This is a genomic window from Candidatus Magnetobacterium casense (assembly GCF_000714715.1).
Lineage (GTDB): Bacteria > Nitrospirota > Thermodesulfovibrionia > Thermodesulfovibrionales > Magnetobacteriaceae > Magnetobacterium > Magnetobacterium casense.
The window spans coordinates 19,512-39,614 of the sequence record NZ_JMFO01000003.1 but is presented as its reverse complement, the minus strand read 5'-3'; the positions used below and the strand labels follow the sequence as shown (position 1 = coordinate 39,614).

Below are 20,103 nucleotides of genomic sequence, written 5' to 3'. Positions count from 1 at the left end.
TGCAAACATGAAAGAGGTATATAACTGGCAGATCAAACGAAAGATGCAGTACCCGTTTGACGAGCCAAAGCAAGAGAAGCAGTTTGCCGCTGTCTTTGATATAAATAAGTGCATCGGGTGTCAGACGTGCTCGATAACCTGTAAGACCACGTGGACGGCAGGCCGTGGGCAAGAGTACATGTTCTGGAACAATGTGGAGTCCAAACCCTACGGCGGATATCCCCTGTACTGGGACTTCAAGCTCCTTGAAAAGCTCGGAAACGGGACATGGAAGGATGGTTCCTACGCAGGAAAAACGATCTTTGAAAGGGCCGCCGAAGAAAACAAGACCGTCGAAGGCTTCCTGCCCGCACTGGAAGACTACGCCTACCCCAACATAGGTGAGGACGAAATCTACGGCGGAGACGTAAAGCAAGGTATGCACATAGAGACCCTGCCACATCCGATCTGGTTCTTCTACCTGCCAAGGATATGTAATCACTGCACCTACCCGGCGTGTGTGGCCAACTGTCCCAGACAGGCCGTCTACAAGCGCCCCGAAGACGGCATCGTCCTGGTAGACCAGTCGCGTTGTCAGGGCTACAGACAGTGCGTATCGGGTTGTCCGTACAAAAAACCGATGTTTAACGCCACCACCTACCGCTCCGAAAAGTGCGTGGCCTGTTACCCAAAGGTCGAGGAAGGACTCCAGACCCAGTGTATGGAACACTGCATAGGCAAGATTCGTATGCAGGGCTGGCTCAGTGCCCCGGATAAGGCAAAAGAGGACAATCCCATAGACTACCTCGTACACATCAAAAAGCTCGCACTGCCGCTGTATCCGCAGTTTGGCACGCAGCCTAACGTCTACTACATCCCCCCCATACATGTTCCGACGCCGTACATGAAGCAGATGTTTGGTCCGGGTGTTGAGCACGCCGTGAAGACCTACAGAGAGGTCGTCCCAAATGATTCCGTAATGAAGGGACTCCTGGTGCTGTTTGGAAGCTCGCCACAGATAATGACCAAGTTTGAGGTGAAAAACGAAGTTGCTCATGGATACAACAGCAAAGGTGAGCTCGTGGCCCAGGCGCCGATAAAAGAACCGGAGGCGCTCAGGGAATCCTATGACAAGAAGCTGGACGTTTACCGTCTTGACGTAACGTAGTCAACACGAGACATACAGGAGGAGATAATGAACAAGAAGTTTATAGTTGTAATCAGCATGGGTCTTGCCCTGACAATGATATGTTCGGGCGCCCTGTTTGCCGCCTCAACTGGCAACAACATCAGGGTTCACTACGTCAACAAGCCTATCACGCTTGACAGTGACGACCTCTTTAGTGCGGCAAAGCCCTATGACGCAACACTCATCGCCATGGAGGTAACAAGTCCCCAGGCCGGGGGTGGCTCCATACCCGCACAGGATATCAAGGCGCTGCAAAGCAACGCAAGATATGTACTTAACATGAGCAAAAAGGTGCCAAACCTTTCGATCAAGGCCATACATAACGGAAAAGCCATCGCCTTTCAACTGACCTGGGATGACAATACCGCTGACATTGAAAGTGCCATCGATACGTTTCGTGACTCGGTAGCCTTAATGTTTCCTGGTATGCACACGGGCGGCCTGAATCCCTCTGCGCTGATGGGTTCCAAGGGTGAACCGGTAAACATCTGGCAGTGGCGTGCAGACTGGCAGGCAGAAAAAGACGGCAACAGACCTATGGACCGTCAACCTCAAACCGAAGGCGTACACGTTGGTCTGTCTGACTCGATCCTCAAGGCGCAGTTTCCGGGTAAACCCTCTCCCGATGCCACCATGGTTGAGTACGTGACAGAGGGCTACGGCACATTGACAAGGCAGCAGCAGCAAAACGCCACCGCAAAAGGCAAACACCAGGGCGGTAAGTGGACAGTTGTCTTTGTAAGGGACATGAAGAGCCAGGATATGTCTGACGCTGCCTTCACTCCCGGCAAACAGACATACGTAAACTTCGCACTCTGGAACGGAAGCGACAAGGACTTCGATGGCATGAAGTCCATATCGGTATTGTGGACGCCTTTGATGCTTGACGCTGCAAAGTAGATATACATAGTGGACACGGTTGAGCAAGACATTGCCATTGCGCAGTTAAGAGGCAGGATATACGGGCTGCTTACCGGTGGGTTTAAGGGACTCACTGAGGAGTACTTTCAATACCTGCGTGGCCAATATATACCTGTCTGGCATGAGTTGGTGCAACATATTCAGGGGGGAGAGGGGTTTCTCCCCCTCCTGGAGAAGATGCAGGGTGCGCTGGATGCCGTCAGCTTTGACGTCCTCTACGGTGAGTACTACAATCTCTTTATGCCAACGGGTATGATGTTGGCTATTCCATCTGAGATGGAGTACGTCAACAAGGAGACGCCGCAACATTCGCTGTCACAGCAGGCGCAGTTGGCCGACATCGCCGGGTTTTACCGGGCTTTTGGTCTGGACGTGGCCACCAACACGCCAGAGCGCGTCGATCACATCACCACGGAACTTGAGTACATGCACGTAATGGCACTCAAGGAGGCAACTGCATTGGCAAACAATGACGCAGAAAATGCCTGCATTGTCGTCGATGCCCAACGCAAGTTTATCACCGACCACCTTGGTCGCTGGGCCGATAAGTTCAGCGAACGCCTTGTTACAACTGCCGGCAGTGAGTTCTACGCAGCCCTCGGTGAAACACTCGCACTGTGGATCAACATCGATAAGCAAATCCTGTTTGACGCAGGATAGAGGTAGTAACAAGTTAGAAAGAAAAGGGGGGCGGGACTTAACTGTCTCCCTTTTTTTATCACCTTGGGAAAGGACCGCGCCACCAGCTTTTGGAGCACTCCGTCATCCCCCTATGCTCCGTTATTTAGTCTGATACCAAAGAGCTTTGTCGCCGGCAGATTTTCTCCGTCATGCTCAAGGACAAACTCATTGCGGCTGGTTATGACGATGTTGCTGTTGCCCCCGGCCCATTCAACCGCCTCAAGAAAGGGACGGATGACCGCAATCGTTTCAGGCTTTACGTAATACTTACTGCCGGCGGGATCAAGGTTGTCTTCAAAACCGTCGAAATATATGATTGCGGCGACCTGACTCTTGAAAACATTGCGGAAGAGGTCTCGTATCTTGTCCTCATATGAGTCGATCGAAGTCAGGATTTTCAAGCCATCTTTGTTGCCCAATCTGTTAAGCAACCCCCTCAGTTTCGATACAACACCTGTCTCATTGATCACCCCCTTAAAGGCGACCAACTCCTTGTCCACACGCCTTTCTATGAGCTTTGCAGCGAGCCGGCTATTTCCGCTATTGGCGGGGCCATGTATCAAAAGCCCGTACTTGCCATCCTTCCCCCTGGCAAGCACCTCTGAACCGTCCTTTAGATATGGCCTCTTGCCAACAAAGCCACTGTCAAGGGCATTTATGCCGCAGCCCTTGAGCGTTGTGCGCCTGACATCGACGGGGTTGTTTGGTCTTTGTGGCGAACCAGGCTTAACCAAGGGCGCAATCGGCGATGCGTCGCCAAAGAGCCTCAAGAGCGGCCAGGGATGGTATTTGCCCTTAAGCAGCCTCCGGGCGCTTTGCACTGCGTAATCGATCCCCTTGCCAATAGAGAGACTCCTGTATACCTCGGCAGCCACAATGGCCGATTCCTCGTCATAGACGGAAAGTCCCCAGCCAAGCACCCAACTTATACCTTTCTGCGTCATCCGGTATGCAAACGACTCAGATGCCGCATCTTTATCTTCACCACCCGTGAAACAGCCGGAGAGAAAGAGTACCTTTGGCTGGAAATCCTTGATTGCATCCCACAGATCATCCGGTGATACATCATAGCACTTACCAACCGCATCTTCCATGCAAAACACCGGCTTCATATCTTCATCGAAGCCTGCATGACCCGTTATGTGGATGATGTCAAACCCACCGCCTGTAATATTGGCCTCCCTAATGCCCTTGAGGCTGCCAGTGTACTCTATGGTCATAGCGATGTTATAGTTTGCAGTTTCGTTGAAAATAAGCTCCTCTTCCCTTTCAAAGTCAAGGCGTGTTTGATCCGTCGGCGAGCAGGCCATAAAGAGCATCCGAAGCGGCTCTTGCTTTGTTACAACCGAGGCTAATTTGCCCCGGTCATCAACCAGCCGGATTATGTGTATATTGTGGTTGAGCAGGACGAAGCTACCGTCAACTCGCCCCACATCCTCTCTCGGATGACGGGCGTCACCCAGTACACGAACTTACCCCTGGATAAATCTTTTATTGCCAGTGCGGCTCGCACCTCACGCTCAACCAACGTCAGATCAACGCCCGTGTCCAAAAACTGTGCGCCGCCAAACGCCTCAAAGGCAGTCGCATCCACAGGCTCCCCGTACACTGCCGCCCTCCGAATAAACCCGTGGAACTCCTCCCCCACCGTCTCTGCGATCACATCCGCAAGAAACTCGTGGATGAACTCACCTTGCCAATCCTGCAAATTCGTCTCAAGGGCCTTTAAATCGTACCTGGCCTCGTCCCTGGCGATAACGTCTAACCACTCCAGCAATCGGGGATTGCCGCCACCGTATCGCAAATACATCTCAACGTGGCTGCTCTTTGCGACAAACTCAAGATTACTCGCCTTCTTGTCTAAGTCCGCACCATCAAAGGATATCAGCGCAAGGTCAACGAGCTTCGTTCTGGACAGGTCTTCACCATCGGCCTCAAGGATAAACGGATATCGGCTCGATATCACGACGTTGCTGCTGCCTTCAGCCCAATCAACCGCCTCAAGAAAGGGAAGGATGACCTCGATTGAATCAGGCTTCACGTTGTACTCATTGCCGCTACGGATGAGGTTTTGCTCAAAATCATCGAAATAGATAACAGTCGAAATGTCATTTTTAAAGGCTTTACGGAAAAGAAATTCTATCTTTTGCCCATACGGTTTATCAGATTTAAGCGTTGCCAAACCCTCATCATTGCCCAATCTCTTAAGCAACTGCCTTAGCTTCACGGTCACATCCGCCTCACTGACCACCCCGTGAAAGACCACCAACTCCTTGTCCTTGACCCTCTCAACGAGCTTCCCGACAAGACAGCTCTTCCCAATCCCAGCGGGGCCACGCACCAAAAGCCCATACTTGCCAGCCTTCCCCCTGAGCACGCTAACACCCTGCTGGACATACCGCCTCCTGCCAACAAACCCACTCTCAAGCACCCGCACCTTGCTGTCCTGAAGCGACTTGTGCCTCAACGTAACGGGGTTGACTGTCTTGACCGGCAAACCAGCCGCCACCAACGGCACAATCGGCGCCGCATCACCAAATAGTCTCAACAGCGGCCAGGGATGGTAAGTGCCCTCAACCATCCTCCGCGCACTCTGCACGGCATAGTCCACCCCCTTGCCAATGGAGAGACACCTGTAAGCCTCGGCAGCCACAGGCGTCGCGCCATCGTCCGAGACAGGCAATCCCCACCCAAGCACCCATCGTACCCCCCTCTGCGCCATCTGGTACGCAAAGGATTCAGAGTTTGCCCTCTCATCTGTGCTCCCCGTCAAACACCCCGACAGGAAAAGCATCCTGGGCGGAAAATCCTTGATCGTTTCCCACAACATCTCCGGTGATACCTTCCGGAGCTTGCCAACCTCATCCTCCATGTAAAACACCGGCCCCTTGTCCTTATCCAGAGCGGCATGACCCGTTATGTGGATGACGTCAAACCCTCCACCTGCAATGTTGGTCTGCATAAGCCCCTCGATACTGCCCGTGTCCTCAACCCTCATGTCGATGTTATACTCACGGGTGGCCCTAAAGATGCGCTCCTCCTCATCCTCAAACTTCAGGACAGACGTCTGGTGCATATCCGTTGGCGAACAGGCCATAAAGAGCATCTTTAACGGCTCCCTCTTTGACACATCCGAGGTCAGTCTCCCCAGATTATCAACCAGGCGGATTACGTGTATGTTGTGATGGATCAAGACAAAACTCCCGTTGTGCAACAACTCAAACGGTAACTGCGTCAAGTCGTATGGAACTTGTAAATACAGATGCGTATGTTTATCAGCGGCAGCCCTGGTATTGCCAATGAGCCTTTGCAGCGTCCCCGCACTACAATTGAGCAGGTTGTACAACCGCATCCCAAGATCAGCCCCCGCAACCGGATCAGTGCGCCAAAGACTGTTGCGTGCCTCCCCAAGGAGCTTAACAACCTTCTCCTCATCAATGTGATGCGACAATTCACCGTCGATGTACACCGCACGCCGACCGCTTTCGACCTTGCCGGATATCGCTGCTACTATGCTTGTATGATTATCCCCCATCTCACAAGTCCTCCAAAATAAAGAATGAACCTCTTGCAAAATATGTAGCCTATAGAGTACCATGAAATTGTTGGAACTATCAACAAAACAGATAGAGATTGTCACAGCAAATGATGACACGAAAAACTATTAGCTACAAAGACACCTTACTTGAAGCCCTCAGAGACCCTGATGAAGCAATTGAGTATCTGAATGCAGCATTGGAGGAAAACTCTAAAGAAGCGTTTTTACTAGCCCTCAGTAATATTGTCGAGGCCGGATGGGTTGTAAATGTCTCAAAAAAAACAAACATCAGCAAGGAAAGTATATACCCAATGCCATCGGAAAACGCCCCACACACTCTCTCGTCTCTGCTTGACAGCTTGGGTTTGAGAGTGACCGTTAATGAAAGACTGTGATACTTCAGGGGAACGAACGACAAACAATTTGTTAATGTAAATATTTCTGTGATGAGGAGGAGTGGGCAGAGGACGTTATGTGTGAGGAGGAGGGATATCCTCTGCCCTGTTTGGAGGGAAAGCCTTTTATCTCTTGTCTTCTCTTTGTTTTCTTATGAAAGTTGGGATATCGATGTCGTCGTCGTAGGACATCAGCTCTGTTGTTGGGACCTTGTCCTCTTTTGAGAAATCGAAGAGGTTCTTGGTCAGTAATCTGTCGGAACTTCTGGTGAAGACGCGGTCTCTCTCTGTGGACTTCCACCTGCTCATCTCCGGCAGAGACATCTTTGGTTCTTTCTTGTCTTCAAATCCGGTTGCAATGACGGTGACCTTGACTTCGCCTGTGATGGTTGGGTCGATCACGGCGCCAAAGATAATATCGGCGTCATCGTGTGCGGAGTCAAAAACGAGTTCCGAGGCCCCTTGTACGGCATCCAGAGAGAGGTCGGTGCCTCCGGTGATATTGATCAGTATGCCTCTGGCTCCGTCGATGGAGGTTTCTTCGAGGAGTGGGTTAGAGATGGCCTTTTTGGCGGCCTCTATGTGTCCCTGTTCGCCCTTGCCCTTGCCTATGCCCATGACGGCCTTGCCCGAGTACTGCATGATGGTCTTGACGTCTGCAAAGTCGAGGTTTATCAGTCCGGGGACGAGTATCAGGTCGGTGATGCCCTGGACGGCGTCCCTGAGGACATCGTTTGCGATTTCGAAAGACTTTACAAGCGGCGTGCCCTTTTCCACGACCAGTTGTATCTTGTCATTGGGGATGACAATGGTGGTGTCAACAAACTGGTTTAACTCTTTGATTCCGAGGGTTGCGTTACTGAGGCGTTTTCTGCCTTCGTAAAAGAACGGTTTTGTCACTACAGCCACGGTCAGTGCCCCGAGGTTTCTGGCGATCTCTGCGATAACCGGAGCAGCACCCGTGCCCGTGCCTCCACCCATGCCTGCCGTGATGAAGACCATATCGGCCCCTTCCAGTATCTCACGTAAGCGTTCGTTGTCCTCAAGTGCGGATTCCCTTCCCACCTGCGGGTTGGAACCGGCTCCAAGCCCCCTGGTTATCTTATCTCCTATCTGCAACTTGTACTCAGCCATGGAGGTCTGAAGCACCTGAGCATCCGTATTAACGGCAATAAATTGAACGTTCTTAAGGTCGGATATGATCATGTTATTTATGGCGTTACCACCGGCGCCACCAACACCTATTACCTTAATGTTTGCCTTACCTTCATTACTCTCTAACAGTTCAAACATGTGTACCTCCCTCTCTTTTTAATCTATCTATTTAATCTCTATTCTATATGTTTTGTCAACTAGGCTGAAAACAGCTTACCCACCAGTCCCTTTATCCATTTTCTGATATGGCTCAGATCTCCCGCAAGCAGCTCCATAGACGACGGATCGTCCATACTCTTCTGTGCGTACAAGATCAGTCCGACGGCGGTTGCGTATATGGGGTTTCTGACCATTTCGATCATATCCCTGCCCTCTGGCATCCCCACCCTGACCGGTATGTTCAGGACGGCGTGTGCCAACATCTCAAAGCCCTTTAATTGTGCCACTCCGCCGGTGAAGATCACCCCAAAGGATGGCGTGGCGTTTCCACATAGATGTGCTATTTCAGTCTTTATGAGGTTTAATATTTCTTCGGTACGTGATTGTATGATTTCGGAGATAAGGTTGCCATCGACCTTTTTTTCACCGCCGGCTGTAGCCACGGTAATTTCCCCTGCGTTATATTCGTTGATACCATATGCTTTTTGTATCCTTTCGGCCTCCGGCAACGGTATTGCAAGACAGACGGATATATCGTTTGTGATCTGGTTGCCGCCGATGTCCAGTATGGATGTGCTGATAAACCTGGAGTCCCGAAACAGTGCGATATCCGTGGTACCACCGCCGATATCCACCAGTATGCATCCACACTCTTTTTCGTCATCCCTGAGGGTTGCCATGGCAGAGGCAAGAGGGTCCAGTACGATGTCGGCCACCGATACCCCTGCCATCTCACAACATCGGACAAGGTTGTGTAAAGAGTTTGCAGAGCCTGTAACGATCTGCACGTTGGCCTCAAGACGTACCCCTCGCATTCCTAGGGGGTTTGTTATCTGCCCCTCGCCATCGACTACGTACTCCAGCGGGATGATGTGCATTACTTCCTTATCCAGCGGGATATAGATGCTGCTGGCCGTCTCCATCACCCACTCGATGTCACGCTGTCGGATGATCCCGCGTGCTATGCCCACGGCGCCCGTGTTGGGCATACATTTGACGTGGCTGTCTGCCATGCCGGCGTAGACATCGGTTATTTCGGTGTTGGAGAGCTTACGGGCAGCATTTATGGATGTCCTGATAGCCCTTGAGGCCGCTTCCATATCTATGATCATGCCCTTTCTGACGCCCCGTGACTGTGTCGTGCTGACCCCAATGAACCTGATCGAGGCGGCACTGACCTCAGCCACGATCGTGGATATCTTGCTCGTTCCAACGTCCAGTCCGACAACGATTGTGTCTTTCAGGACGGCCTCCTGGCCTGCTTCACTATCAGGCGTTGTGAGAATCTCATATCTATGTACTCTATGGGGATGTTTTTGTCGGTTATTTCGTCCTTGAGTTGGAGGTAGTTTTTGAGCTTTTTGTCGTAATCACCCGAGCCTAGCAGGACGAGGGTATCGTTTATACGGATGGCTATTTCTTCGGGTTTTGCCCCTGTTATCAGGATGCTTTTCCCTTGAGTTACGCTGTTTTTGTTCAGGGCCTCAATGAGTCTCAGGGCGTTGTCATAGGTCTTGTGGTTGGTCGCATCAACGCTGATGACGGGTAACGAGGAGCGTCCCGGGGCATTCGATAACGCTGAAGGGGGAAGCTCTACCTTTTCAAGCCTCTGGCCGGAGTTATCCACCAGGTATGTATCATTGCCGTTGGAGAGGAGTCCGACAGGCTCTTTTTCCTTTATCCGGACATACAGCGTATTGGGGAACTCCTTTCTCATCGTCACGTGGCTGACCCATGGGGAAACAAACAGTCCACTGGAGACACTGTTAAAGTCCATGGTTGCGAGGCTTTTTCCATTTACGTTTAGCAGTCTGAGCATGTCGGCTTCCCGGAGGTGGAAATTGCCCTCGAGGTGCAGGTGCTGAACCTTTAAGAAATCGGCCTTTATAAACATATATACGCCCGCTGTTGCACACCCTGTCAGGATGACAATTGCCACTATGGCAACGATAAGTCTCAGGGACATGGTCTTGTCCGTTTTTTTCTTAAGGAGATGTTGTCTTCCGAGTATTTTTTTATTTATGTAGTTCAAGCTGCAACCCTCTTGACTGGCATTTTAATTTCCGGTGTGAGTTCCACGCCAAAGCGTGCCAGGACTCTCTCCTGCACCCTTGCCATCAGACAGAGGAAGTCATCGGCTGTGCCTCTTGCCTTGTTTATAAAGAAGTTTGCATGTTGTCTGCTGACCTCTATCTGTCCTTGTGCCATTGCCTTGCATCCTGCTGCCTCTATGAGTCGTCCGGCAAAGTCGCCGGGGGGATTTTTGAACACACACCCTGCCGATAGTTCAGTCAGGGGCTGGGACTTTTTCTTTTGTGCGAGGCAGTCATTAAATAGCTCTTTTAGTGCGAAGGCATCACCTCTGATGAGTCTGAGGCCGGCCTCGACGATGAGGTTTTCACTGGCAAGTCCGCAGTGTCTGTAGGCAAACGGGATGGCGTCTCTGGTTAATTGCCTCAATGCACCCGTACCTGTGATAACGGTAACGTCCTCGACGACGTCCTTGATCTCAAAGCCAAAGGAACCTGCATTGCCTGCGATGGCCCCTCCCACGGTGCCGGGTATGCCTGCAAGCCCCTCGAGACCTGCCGCTGATGCCTTCAGGGCAAAGTTCAATGCCTTGGCCAGTGGTACTCCGGCCCCCGCCCTGATTGTCAGACTGTCGTCGTCCAGCAGCCACTGCATGGTGCACAACTGACGTGTTGAGACCACCACAGCATCAAGGTCCTCATCGCCAAAGAGCAGGTTGCTGCCTCCGCCGATAACGAACAGCGGCAGCGCACTCTCCCGTGCCCTTTGCAGGAGTGTTGCCATACTGTCGAGATTGCCGGGTTCATAGTACAACGCTGCCGCACCGCCAATCCTCAGCGACGTGTGGTGTCGCATGGGTTCGTTGTAATGTGCCATACCCTTGAGGTCTCTGACCAGGGTGGAGTAATCGCAACTGACACTAGTTACGTGCATAGCTGCCCCTTATGAAATCCTCACCGACCTTCCAGACGTCTCCGGCGCCAAAGGTCAGCAGATAGTCGTCCCTTCTGGCCTCACGCGACAGGGTGCTCAACAACTCCTGCGTGTCGCTGAAGTAGGTGACCTCCACCCCCTCAGACCTGAGACGTTGATAGAGCGTTTGTGAGTTTATACCCTCTATTGGGTCTTCCCCTGCCGGATAGATGTCCATGAGGTAGAGTCTGTCGGTGTGCGTAAAGGAGTGTACGAACTCCTCCATCAGTGCCTGTGTTCTGGTGTATCGGTGGGGCTGAAAGACGACGAGCAGTCGATTTCCTGTCTGTTGTCTGACGCCCTGGATGGTCATTTGTATCTCTGTGGGGTGATGACCGTAGTCGTCATAGACCTTGACGCCCATGGATTCGCCCTTGAATTCGAGTCTGCGTTTGATGCCCTTGAAGCGTTGCAGGGAGCCTATGACGGACTCTATGTCTATTTTGAGGTATAGGGCGGCGGCCGTGGCAGCCAGGGTGTTGAGGATGTTGTGTTTGCCCGTCAGCGGAACCTCAAAGCGGTCGAGGAACTCACCCTGGAAAAACAGGTCATACTGTGTGGTCATGGCGTTAAAGGTGATATTGCCTGCCGTGTAATCAGCCGGGTGTGACAGTCCGTAGGTGAGGACCTTTCGGTTTATGCGTGGCAGAATGTCCCTGACATTTGGGTCGTCTGCCGACACGACGCTCAGGCCGTAAAATGGGACCTTGTTGAGGAAGCACAGGAATGCCTTTTTGAGGTTTTCCATGTCCGAAAAGTAGTCCATGTGTTCCTTGTCGATGTTTGTGCATACTGCTATTGTCGGGCTCAGTTTGAGGAAAGAGCCGTCGCTCTCATCTGCCTCTGCGACCATGAACTGTCCTCTGCCGAGGTTTGCGTTGCTGTTGGTAGCCATGAGCTTGCCGCCGATGACCACGGTGGGGTCGTAGCCGGCATCCAGGAGGATGGTGGATATGAGCGACGTGGTGGTGGTCTTTCCGTGTGAGCCAGCCACCAGGACGCTGTACTTGAGTCTGCCCAGCTCTGCCAGCATCTCCGCACGCGGGATAACGGGGATTGAGCGTCTTCGTGCCTCCGTTACCTCGACATTTTCCTTGCCTATGGCCGATGAGACAACGACCACGTGTGCGCTGTCAATGTTTTCCGGGCGGTGGCCAATGTATACCTTGATGCCCAGGGTGAGCAGTCTTTCTATCGTTGAGGAGCCCTTTATGTCGGAGCCGGTGACCTCATAGCCGAGATTATTGAGCACTTCGGCTATGCCGCTCATACCGATACCGCCGATCCCTACGAAGTGTATTACTCTGTACTGGTTAAACATCTGTCGTACTCCTGTTTATAATAGTGTGATTTGTCTTTCATAAGCGCCAGAGCGATGTGTGCGACCCGTTTACCTGCGTCTGGTTTTCCTAGTGCCTTGCAGTCGCGCTTGAGTCTGTTTCTGAGGTTGGCGTCGCTGCACAGGGAGATAATCTGTCGTGCCAGGGACTCGCTGTCCAGTTCCGGTTCTCTGATCATGATGGCAGCGGTGCTGGAGGAGAGTCTGGCTGCGTTTGCCTCCTGATGTGCCCCTGCGGCATAGGGATAGGGGATCAGGATGGCGGGGATGCCGATGGTTGTTATTTCGGCCAGCGTGGTTGCCCCTGCCCGTGATATGAGCATGTCGCAACAGGCATAGGCCTCGGGCATGTTAAATATAAATGGCGCCACGGTGCCGGAGAATCCGTTGCTCTGGTATGCGCCTCTGACCAGCTCGTAGTCTGCGTTACCGGTCTGGTGCAGGAACTGTATCTTGTCTCTGTAGTTGTTTAACAGCGGGAGTGTTTCCATGACGGCCTTGTTAATAGCCCTGGCTCCTGCGCTGCCTCCAAAGATGAGCACCGTCAGCAGGTCCCCACGCAGGGAGAACATCTCCAGTCCTTGTGTCCTGGTCGCCTTGAGGATTTTTTCCCTGACGGGATTGCCCGTGATGATGGCCTTGTCCTTGGGCAGATAGTCCAGTGAGCTTTCGTAGGTGATGCACACCTTGTCTGCCACCTTTGACAGCAGCTTATTGGCAAGACCGGGGATGGAGTTCTGTTCGTGTATCACGATGGGAATGGACAGCAATGCTGCCGCTGCAACCGGCACAAAAGAGGCATATCCGCCGGTGCCTATCACCACGCTGGGTCTGACGCCTCTCAAAAACGACACCGCATCAAAGAACGCTACGATCAGCTTAAATAGTGCCCATATCTTTTTGCTCAGTGACACGCCTACAAAGCCCTCCGTGCGCAGGAGTTTTACGTAGTACTTCTCCAGTGGCAGCACCCTGGTCTCTATGCCCCTGTCGGTGCCCATAAAGAGTATGTCTGCCTGTGGCATCTTTTTTTTGATCTCCTCTGCTATGGCTATGGCAGGGTAGAGATGTCCGCCGGTACCACCGCCGGCTATTACCACCTTACATCTGTTGTTGTTTGTCATATGAGAACACCCTTGCCTTTCTGTGATTAACTCGTCTGGTCGTATTGCCCTGTACAACTGATTCAGGGTGCGGCACTGTCGTGTGATTTGCGAGGTTCAGCAGCAGTCCGACCTCTGCCAGGTTTATGATCATCGAGGAGCCTCCGTAGCTTATAAAAGGCATGGGAAGCCCCTTTGTTGGTACCATTCCGGTGACAACGCACATGTTTATCAGCGCCTGAAGTACGATAAGGAGCGTTATGCCGCTTGCCATAAAGAACATAAACCGGTCATTCAACCCGCTCATGATCAATATCGCCCTGGTGAAAAACAGTACAAACAGACATACCACAAACACCGCACCCAAGAGGCCGGTCTCTTCGCCTATTATGGCAAAGATGAAGTCAGTCTTTGACTCCGGCAGGAAGTAGAGCTTTTGCATACTCTTTCCCAGACCGACGCCGTGTACGCCGCCGTTGCCCAGCGCCACAAACGACTGTATCAACTGAAATCCGCTGTTTTTCTCATCTGCCCACGGGTCTAAAAACACCAACACTCTTTTTAACCGATACGGTTCCTTGACCAGCTTAATCACCACCGGTATAAAGGCCAAACCCACCGAAAAGATGTATTTCAGTTTGACCTCTGCCAGAAAGAGCATCGTGAAAGTTATTACGCCGATTATGGCGGCAGAACCAAAGTCCGGTTGATGCAGCAGGATGGCCTGTATGCAGACCATCAGGATAATTGGTTTTATGAATGCCTTAAAATCGATCAGACTGTTGCCTACGGTCACGGCATTGGTCTTAAAGTCGGTGCCGGCGAGGTACCTGGCCATGAGGATTACCACTGCCAGCTTCATGACCTCGGAGGGTTGAAAGGTAAAGTGCCATATGCGCAGCCACCTGCGTGCACCATTAACCGTGGCGCCAATCATGGGGAGGTTCACCGCTATCAGGAGCACCAGGGCTATGAAAAATATCTCCAATGCCCTCCTGCGGTATATGTCTATTGGCAGCTTGTATGCGATGATCATAAACAGTATGCCCAAAGCCACGGAGGCCAGGTGTTTTTTGAGATACCGTACATCTACCAGGTTTAAGTTTGCAGTGGGTTGGCCGGCATTTACCGCGTTGGAACTCATCTGTGCCCTGGAGGCCGGTGAGACGACGGAAGTGGAGCTGTAGACCATCAACACCCCCGTCAACACAAGGGCCGCCGTAGTCAACAACAACACGCTGTCAAACTGTCCGTTTATCCTGGTACTCTGTGGTGTCATCTGCGTATCAGACCGCTTCTGCTACCCACCTGCCTGCGCGGGGGATAACGGGTTGGCGATTGATTCCTTGTACAGCCCTGTGACGGTGTCTTTGAAGACACGTCCTCGTTCTTCGAAGTCCTTAAACATGTCAAAGCTGGCACATGCCGGAGAGAGCAGGACGACATCACCGGCGCCGGCAATGCCCTTTGCGCTGAGGACGGCAGAGGGCAGGTCGTTTTCCATATACACGGTGGTTATGTCCTGTATGGCTTTCCTGAACTTTTCCTTTGACTCACCGATCAGGACGGCGGCCTTGACCTTGCCCTTGACGGCCTCCCTGAGGGCAGAGAAGTCACCGGCCTTGTCCCTGCCCCCGGCAATGAGCACGACGGGTTGTTCAAAGCTCTCCAGGGATTTTATCACTGCCCAGATATTGGTGCCCTTGGAGTCGTTGTAGTATTTGACCCCGTTGATTTCTTCCACGAACTCGACCCTGTGTTCGAGGCCCTTGAAGTCCTTTAGCGTATCCCATATGTTTTTCATACTGCACCCGCATGTAAGCGCCATAAGCGCCGCAGCCATTGCGTTTTCTATGTTGTGTACGCCGGTCACTTTAAGCTCGGAAGTCTTAAACACCGGCATTTCGCCACCCACAAGCCAGGAGCGTCCTGGAGCGACAAAGAACTCAGGACACAGCACCTCAAGCTCCGGCAATCTGAAGGAGATAATGCCATCCTTGTAGAACGCCCCCCGGAGTCGTCCGCAGGCGGGTGCTTCGATGTCCTCTTTGCGGCTGAAGTACAGCACCTCGGGGCCATTGCTCCCTACGCGGCAGGCCAGGTCGCGTGTGATTGGGTCATCGGCGTTGAGGACGAGGAAGTTCATTTTGTCCTGGTTTTCGAATATCCTGCACTTGGCATCCGTGTAGTTTTCCATGGTCATGTGTCTGTCGAGGTGGTCCGGGGTGATGTTTAAGATTGCCGCCACCCTGGGACGGAACCTGTCGATGGACTCCATCTGAAAGCTCGATACTTCGGTTACGATGTAGTCGGGACAGACAAAGTCCCGCGGTTTTTCAAATGACTTGATGAGTTTGCTGATTTCATCCGTGATGGCCTTGCCGATGTTGCCACCCAGGACGGTCTTAAAGCCGCTGGTTTTGAGTATCTCATTGACCATGGTAGTCGTTGTGGACTTACCGTTTGTTCCCGTTATTGCCAGAAAGCCCAGTGCGCATATCTTGTGAAACTCCTCTATCACCTGATATGCCAGCTCAAGTTCGCCGATGACCTTTATACCATTTTGTCGGATGCGCTGGATAGATTGATGCTGCATCGACACCCCCGGGCTTATGACTACGAGGTCGGCCTTGTTGAGGATATCATCGTTGAACTGGCCGAGTTTGATATCCACCGCAGAGTCCAGTTGTTCGACGTAGCCGGAGACCTCTTTATAACTCAACGCGTCCATGATCGTCACAATGGCGCCCAATCTGACAAGGAGATTGGCTGCCCCCACGCCGCTTCTTGCAAGCCCTATTACTACTGCCCTCTTACCACTAATGCCTTTAAACATTGTCGTACTCTCCATAAAAAGTTATGCGGATTTCTTTTTGTCTGATTTTGACTTTTTAACGATAGTGCCAGATTTTCTGACATTTTTCTTCTTTGTCAGTGCTAAGGATTTTTTCTTGCCGGAATTTGATTTTTTTAACAACAGCACGTGACTTGCCGGTTTTGTCCACGTTGTCGTCTCCGCCTTCTGCCATTTCTCTTACCTGCGTGTCCTTGCCTCTGTGCCGGATGCGGGAAGACTTTGTTTTGCGATACTTCTTTTTGAGTTTATGCACACTGGCAGCCTTGACACGTGTTTCGTCTATATTGCTTTCCAGGATTACGGGGGCTGCATTACCCGACGATATGTCGTAGCCCTTGGACAGTATATTCCTGGCGCTGTGCCACAGGGAGCTCCTGTTGCTGTCACCCAGGACGGCTGCTACAAGGGTGTTGTCTCCCTTTTCGGCTGCAAAGGCCAGGCAGTGACGTGCCTCCTTAGTGTAACCGGTCTTGCCCCCCAGGAGGTCGTTATCGGACCAGAGCAACTTGTTGGTGTTGGCCACCGTTATGTTGCGGCCATCTATGGTGGAGACGGTCTTGGTCTTTGTGTTGATTATGTCCTTGATCAGTGGATAGTGCAAGGACTCGTTCATAACCAGGGCCAAGTCATATGCCGTTATGTACTGTTCCCCGCCGGGCAGACCGTGAGGGTTGGCAAACTTTGTATCCTTTGCCCCTATCTGTGCTGCCTTCTTGTTCATCAGGAGTACAAACTGCTCCTCGGAACCGGACACAGCCTCGGCAAGGGCCAACGCAGCCCCGTTGACGCTCCTGACAAGCAGCAGGTACAGAAGGTCCCTGGCATACAACATGTCTCCTTCCCTCAGAGACGCCCCGGAACAGTACAGTTTGGCGGCATTCTTTGAGATAGCGACGACATCGTTCGTCCTGATGTTGTCTATGACCACCATGGCCGTGACGAGTTTGGCCGTGCTTGCAGGGGGTTGCTTGTGTGTCGGATTTTTGGCATAAAGTATCCTTTCATTGTCACTATCCATGATAACGGCAGACCTGGCCGTAATATCACTTCCATAGGACGAATTTGAGATAAAAATAACGATTAAGAAAGATAATAAGACACAAACATAACTTACTGTCAACTTTTTGAACTTACAATAACCTTTTTCCATAGAATTCACCTCAATTTGATAGTTGTCAGACTTAATAGAGCAAGCATTATGCCAATGATCCAGAATCTCACGACGGTCTTTGGTTCGGCCCACCCTTTTAGTTCAAAGTGGTGGTGTATGGGGGCCATTTTAAAAATCCTCTTACCGGTGAGTCTGAAGGAGGCCACCTGGAGGATAACCGACAGGGTTTCGATAACGAATATGCCACCCACGATAGCCAGAACGATTTCCTGTTTTGTTATAACGGCCAGCGTACCCAGTGCCCCACCCAGCCCCAGGGAGCCAACGTCACCCATGAAGACCTCGGCGGGATAGGCGTTGTACCACAGAAAGCCCAGTGATGCCCCCAGCATGGCCCCGCAAAACACGGTAAGCTCTCCGATGTCCGTGCGGTAGAGTATCTGGAGATACTTTGCCAGTTCCGCATGACCTGATATGTACACCAGCACGGCGTTTGCCAGTGTTGCGATCCCCACCAGGCCAATTGCCAGGCCATCGATTCCGTCTGTCAGATTAACGGCGTTGGTTGAGCCTACGATGACAAACACCGCAAAGGGGACGTAGAAGATAAACAGGTCTATCAGCATTTTCTTGAAAAACGGGATGATGAGTATTGTGCCGTACTGGTCGGAGGGGAAGACATACAGGGCAACACTCACCAGCAGGGCGACCAGTATCTGGAGTCCAAACTTGTACATGGCCCTGAGTCCCTTGGAGTTGCGTCTGGAGACCTTGAGGTAGTCATCGACAAAGCCGATGAGGCCAAAACTCAGGGTTGAGAATATCATGATTATTATGTATCTGTTGGCGAGGTTACCCCAGAGCAGGACCGATACGAGGATGGAGACCAGGATCAGGATGCCGCCCATTGTGGGGGTACCGGCCTTTGAGAGGTGGCTTTTGGGGCCGTCGGTTCGTATCTGTTGGGTCAGACTGATCTGCTTGAGGAAGTTGATAACTGTCGGACCCAGCGCAAAGGTGATCAAGAGTGCCGTGATGACGGCGATGGCCGTCCGGAACGTTATGTACCTGAACACGTTTAGTGGTGTGTAGAGGCCGTGTAAACTGTATAGTATATAATAAAGCATTGTTATTGCTCACCTGAGGGCGGATTTGCCACCCCGTTTCCCCCCAGGCGCTCATCGATAAATGCCTGTGCCACTTCCCTGTCATCAAAGGGATACCGGACGCCCCTGACCTCCTGATAGGTTTCGTGCCCCTTGCCGGCAATCAGTACTACGTCACCGGCCTCTGCCATGTAGACGGCTCTTTTGATAGCCTCTCTTCTGTCTGGTTCGATTTCATATTGGTTTCCCACAACGCCGGCCTTGATCTGGGCGATAATGTCCAGGGGGTCTTCGTGGCGGGGATTGTCGTTGGTGATAATCGTGAAGTTGCTCATAGAGGTTGCGATTCTACCCATCATTGGTCTTTTGCCGGTGTCGCGGTTGCCGCCGCAGCCAAAGACCGTAATAATGCGCCCATTGTAAAATCTTCTTATACCACTGATCAGGTTGTCCATGGCATCGTTGGTGTGGGCATAGTCTATGAATACAGAGAAGTCCTGTCCACGCTCTATGGCCTCGAGTCTGCCTCTGACCCCCTGGAGCAGCGATATGCCCCTGAGGATGATATCAACGGGGATAGCGAGGCTACGTGCCGTGGCAAAAGCCGCCAGGATGTTGTAGACGTTGACGTAGCCGCTTAGGTTTGACCTCACGCTGTATGTTTCTCCGTTATCATGGAGCTTAAAGGCAAGACCGTTTATTGTTTTCTCTACATTAGAGGGCATTAGATCGGCCGTGGTCGTTATGCCGTATGAGAGGGTTTTTTTGTTGAGTGCCCTGAGCTGCCTGTACAGGGTAATGCCGTAGATATCGTCCGTGTTGATAATTGCCGTGGCCTTGGGGTTGAGCAGTTCAGTAAAGAGACGCTTTTTGGTATTAAAGTAGTCCTCCATGTTGATGTGGTAATCGAGGTGGTCTCTGGTGAGATTGGTGAATACGGCTGCATCAAAGGTGACGGCATCGACCCGTTTTTGTGCCAGGGCGTGGGAGGAGACCTCCGATACCACGTACTGACAGCCTTCGTCACACATACGTCTAAGAAACATCTGAAACTCGGGGGCCTGCGGGGTGGTGTGTGAGGAGCTGTAGCTGTGGTCGCCGATCATGTGGTGTATGGTTCCGATGAGTCCTGTTTTTTTACAGTATGCCTGAAGTATTGATCTGAGTAAGCAACTGGTTGTTGTCTTTCCGTTGGTGCCCGTGATACCGATCAGCTTCATAGCGCTTGCGGGGTTGCCGTAGTAGTTGGCGGCGATGTGTGCCATAGCCAGGGGGACGTCGGTCACCCTGAGCATCATTACGTCTCTGGAGTTGAGCAACTCCGGTGATATATCGCTGTCGTAGACGATCCACCTAGCGCCACGTTTGATGGCATCGGGGATGAAGGCATGACCGTCGGAGTGTACCCCCCTGAGGGCAAAGAACATGCCGCCCTGTTTGATCCTCCTTGAGTCGCACGATATATCGTTGACCTGGCCGCTGAGGTTGCCCGTGTTATATTCTGTTATCAGTCCCGGGTCGCTGACTTTATTTATATTTTCCAACACTGTAATTATGTCCATTGTCC

The 20,103-nt window shown here is 51.9% G+C and carries 17 protein-coding genes; 4 read left to right on the top strand and 13 right to left on the bottom strand.

Features of this window, described 5'->3' with window-relative positions:
- Window positions 1-7: 7 nt before the first annotated feature.
- From Mcas_RS01855 to Mcas_RS16070, 3 genes are read left to right on the top strand one after another with little or no spacing between them, the layout of a single operon-like run.
- Entirely contained in the window at window positions 8-1,147 is a 1,140-nt protein-coding gene (locus Mcas_RS01855) for a 4Fe-4S dicluster domain-containing protein (RefSeq protein WP_040333785.1), read from the top strand.
- 27 nt (window positions 1,148-1,174) lie between these two features.
- Window positions 1,175-2,068, top strand: coding sequence for an ethylbenzene dehydrogenase-related protein (locus Mcas_RS01850; protein ID WP_040333784.1), 894 nt, complete (start codon window positions 1,175-1,177; stop codon window positions 2,066-2,068).
- A gap of 9 nt (window positions 2,069-2,077) precedes the next feature.
- Window positions 2,078-2,749, top strand: a complete 672-nt coding sequence (locus tag Mcas_RS16070; protein WP_052566707.1) for a TorD/DmsD family molecular chaperone — start codon at window positions 2,078-2,080, stop codon at window positions 2,747-2,749.
- 110 nt (window positions 2,750-2,859) lie between these two features.
- Here Mcas_RS16070 and Mcas_RS01840 read toward each other — a convergent pair whose 3' ends face one another.
- The gene (locus Mcas_RS01840; protein ID WP_156033013.1) at window positions 2,860-4,203 is read right to left on the bottom strand and encodes a CHAT domain-containing protein; all 1,344 of its coding nucleotides are present in this window, start codon (window positions 4,201-4,203) and stop codon (window positions 2,860-2,862) included.
- Window positions 4,152-6,305, bottom strand: coding sequence for a CHAT domain-containing protein (locus Mcas_RS01835; RefSeq protein ID WP_040333782.1), 2,154 nt, complete (start codon window positions 6,303-6,305; stop codon window positions 4,152-4,154). The genes Mcas_RS01840 and Mcas_RS01835 overlap by 52 nt, the downstream gene beginning before the upstream one ends.
- A gap of 110 nt (window positions 6,306-6,415) precedes the next feature.
- Between Mcas_RS01835 and Mcas_RS01830 the strand changes: the two genes are divergently transcribed.
- Window positions 6,416-6,703, top strand: a complete 288-nt coding sequence (locus Mcas_RS01830) for a helix-turn-helix domain-containing transcriptional regulator (RefSeq protein ID WP_052566706.1) — start codon at window positions 6,416-6,418, stop codon at window positions 6,701-6,703.
- 126 nt (window positions 6,704-6,829) lie between these two features.
- Here the strand turns inward: Mcas_RS01830 and ftsZ are convergent, their stop codons facing one another.
- Genes ftsZ through Mcas_RS01775 form a run of 11 tightly spaced genes read right to left on the bottom strand, consistent with a single transcriptional unit; the run spans window position 6,830 to window position 20,098 of the window.
- Entirely contained in the window at window positions 6,830-7,996 is a 1,167-nt protein-coding gene (gene ftsZ, locus Mcas_RS01825; protein WP_040333781.1) for a cell division protein FtsZ, read from the bottom strand.
- A gap of 59 nt (window positions 7,997-8,055) precedes the next feature.
- Window positions 8,056-9,237, bottom strand: a complete 1,182-nt coding sequence (gene ftsA / locus Mcas_RS01820; RefSeq protein ID WP_268748982.1) for a cell division protein FtsA — start codon at window positions 9,235-9,237, stop codon at window positions 8,056-8,058.
- Between the two features lie 20 nt (window positions 9,238-9,257).
- On the bottom strand, window positions 9,258-10,049 hold the full coding sequence (locus tag Mcas_RS01815; protein ID WP_040333778.1) for a cell division protein FtsQ/DivIB: 792 nt from the start codon (window positions 10,047-10,049) through the stop codon (window positions 9,258-9,260).
- A complete protein-coding gene (gene murB, locus Mcas_RS01810; protein ID WP_052566704.1) occupies window positions 10,046-10,981 on the bottom strand; it encodes a UDP-N-acetylmuramate dehydrogenase in 936 nt (311 codons plus the stop codon). Before murB ends, Mcas_RS01815 begins: the two co-directional genes overlap by 4 nt.
- Complete coding sequence (gene murC / locus Mcas_RS01805; protein ID WP_040333777.1) at window positions 10,968-12,341, bottom strand: UDP-N-acetylmuramate--L-alanine ligase; 1,374 nt, start codon at window positions 12,339-12,341, stop codon at window positions 10,968-10,970. The genes murB and murC overlap by 14 nt, the downstream gene beginning before the upstream one ends.
- Window positions 12,320-13,483 carry an undecaprenyldiphospho-muramoylpentapeptide beta-N-acetylglucosaminyltransferase gene (murG, locus tag Mcas_RS01800; protein WP_052566703.1) on the bottom strand — a complete coding sequence of 388 codons (1,164 nt, stop codon included), beginning with the start codon at window positions 13,481-13,483 and terminating at the stop codon, window positions 12,320-12,322. Before murG ends, murC begins: the two co-directional genes overlap by 22 nt.
- A complete protein-coding gene (gene ftsW / locus Mcas_RS01795) occupies window positions 13,461-14,741 on the bottom strand; it encodes a putative lipid II flippase FtsW (RefSeq protein ID WP_052566702.1) in 1,281 nt (426 codons plus the stop codon). The genes murG and ftsW overlap by 23 nt, the downstream gene beginning before the upstream one ends.
- Window positions 14,742-14,762: 21 nt before the next feature.
- Window positions 14,763-16,298, bottom strand: coding sequence for a UDP-N-acetylmuramoyl-L-alanine--D-glutamate ligase (gene murD, locus Mcas_RS01790; protein WP_052566701.1), 1,536 nt, complete (start codon window positions 16,296-16,298; stop codon window positions 14,763-14,765).
- A 55-nt stretch (window positions 16,299-16,353) separates the two neighbouring features.
- A complete protein-coding gene (locus tag Mcas_RS01785; RefSeq protein WP_052566700.1) occupies window positions 16,354-17,469 on the bottom strand; it encodes a D-alanyl-D-alanine carboxypeptidase family protein in 1,116 nt (371 codons plus the stop codon).
- 5 nt (window positions 17,470-17,474) lie between these two features.
- The gene (mraY, locus tag Mcas_RS01780) at window positions 17,475-18,557 is read right to left on the bottom strand and encodes a phospho-N-acetylmuramoyl-pentapeptide-transferase (RefSeq protein WP_040333775.1); all 1,083 of its coding nucleotides are present in this window, start codon (window positions 18,555-18,557) and stop codon (window positions 17,475-17,477) included.
- Between the two features lie 2 nt (window positions 18,558-18,559).
- Window positions 18,560-20,098, bottom strand: a complete 1,539-nt coding sequence (locus Mcas_RS01775; protein ID WP_052566699.1) for a UDP-N-acetylmuramoyl-L-alanyl-D-glutamate--2,6-diaminopimelate ligase — start codon at window positions 20,096-20,098, stop codon at window positions 18,560-18,562.
- Window positions 20,099-20,103: the final 5 nt, after the last annotated feature.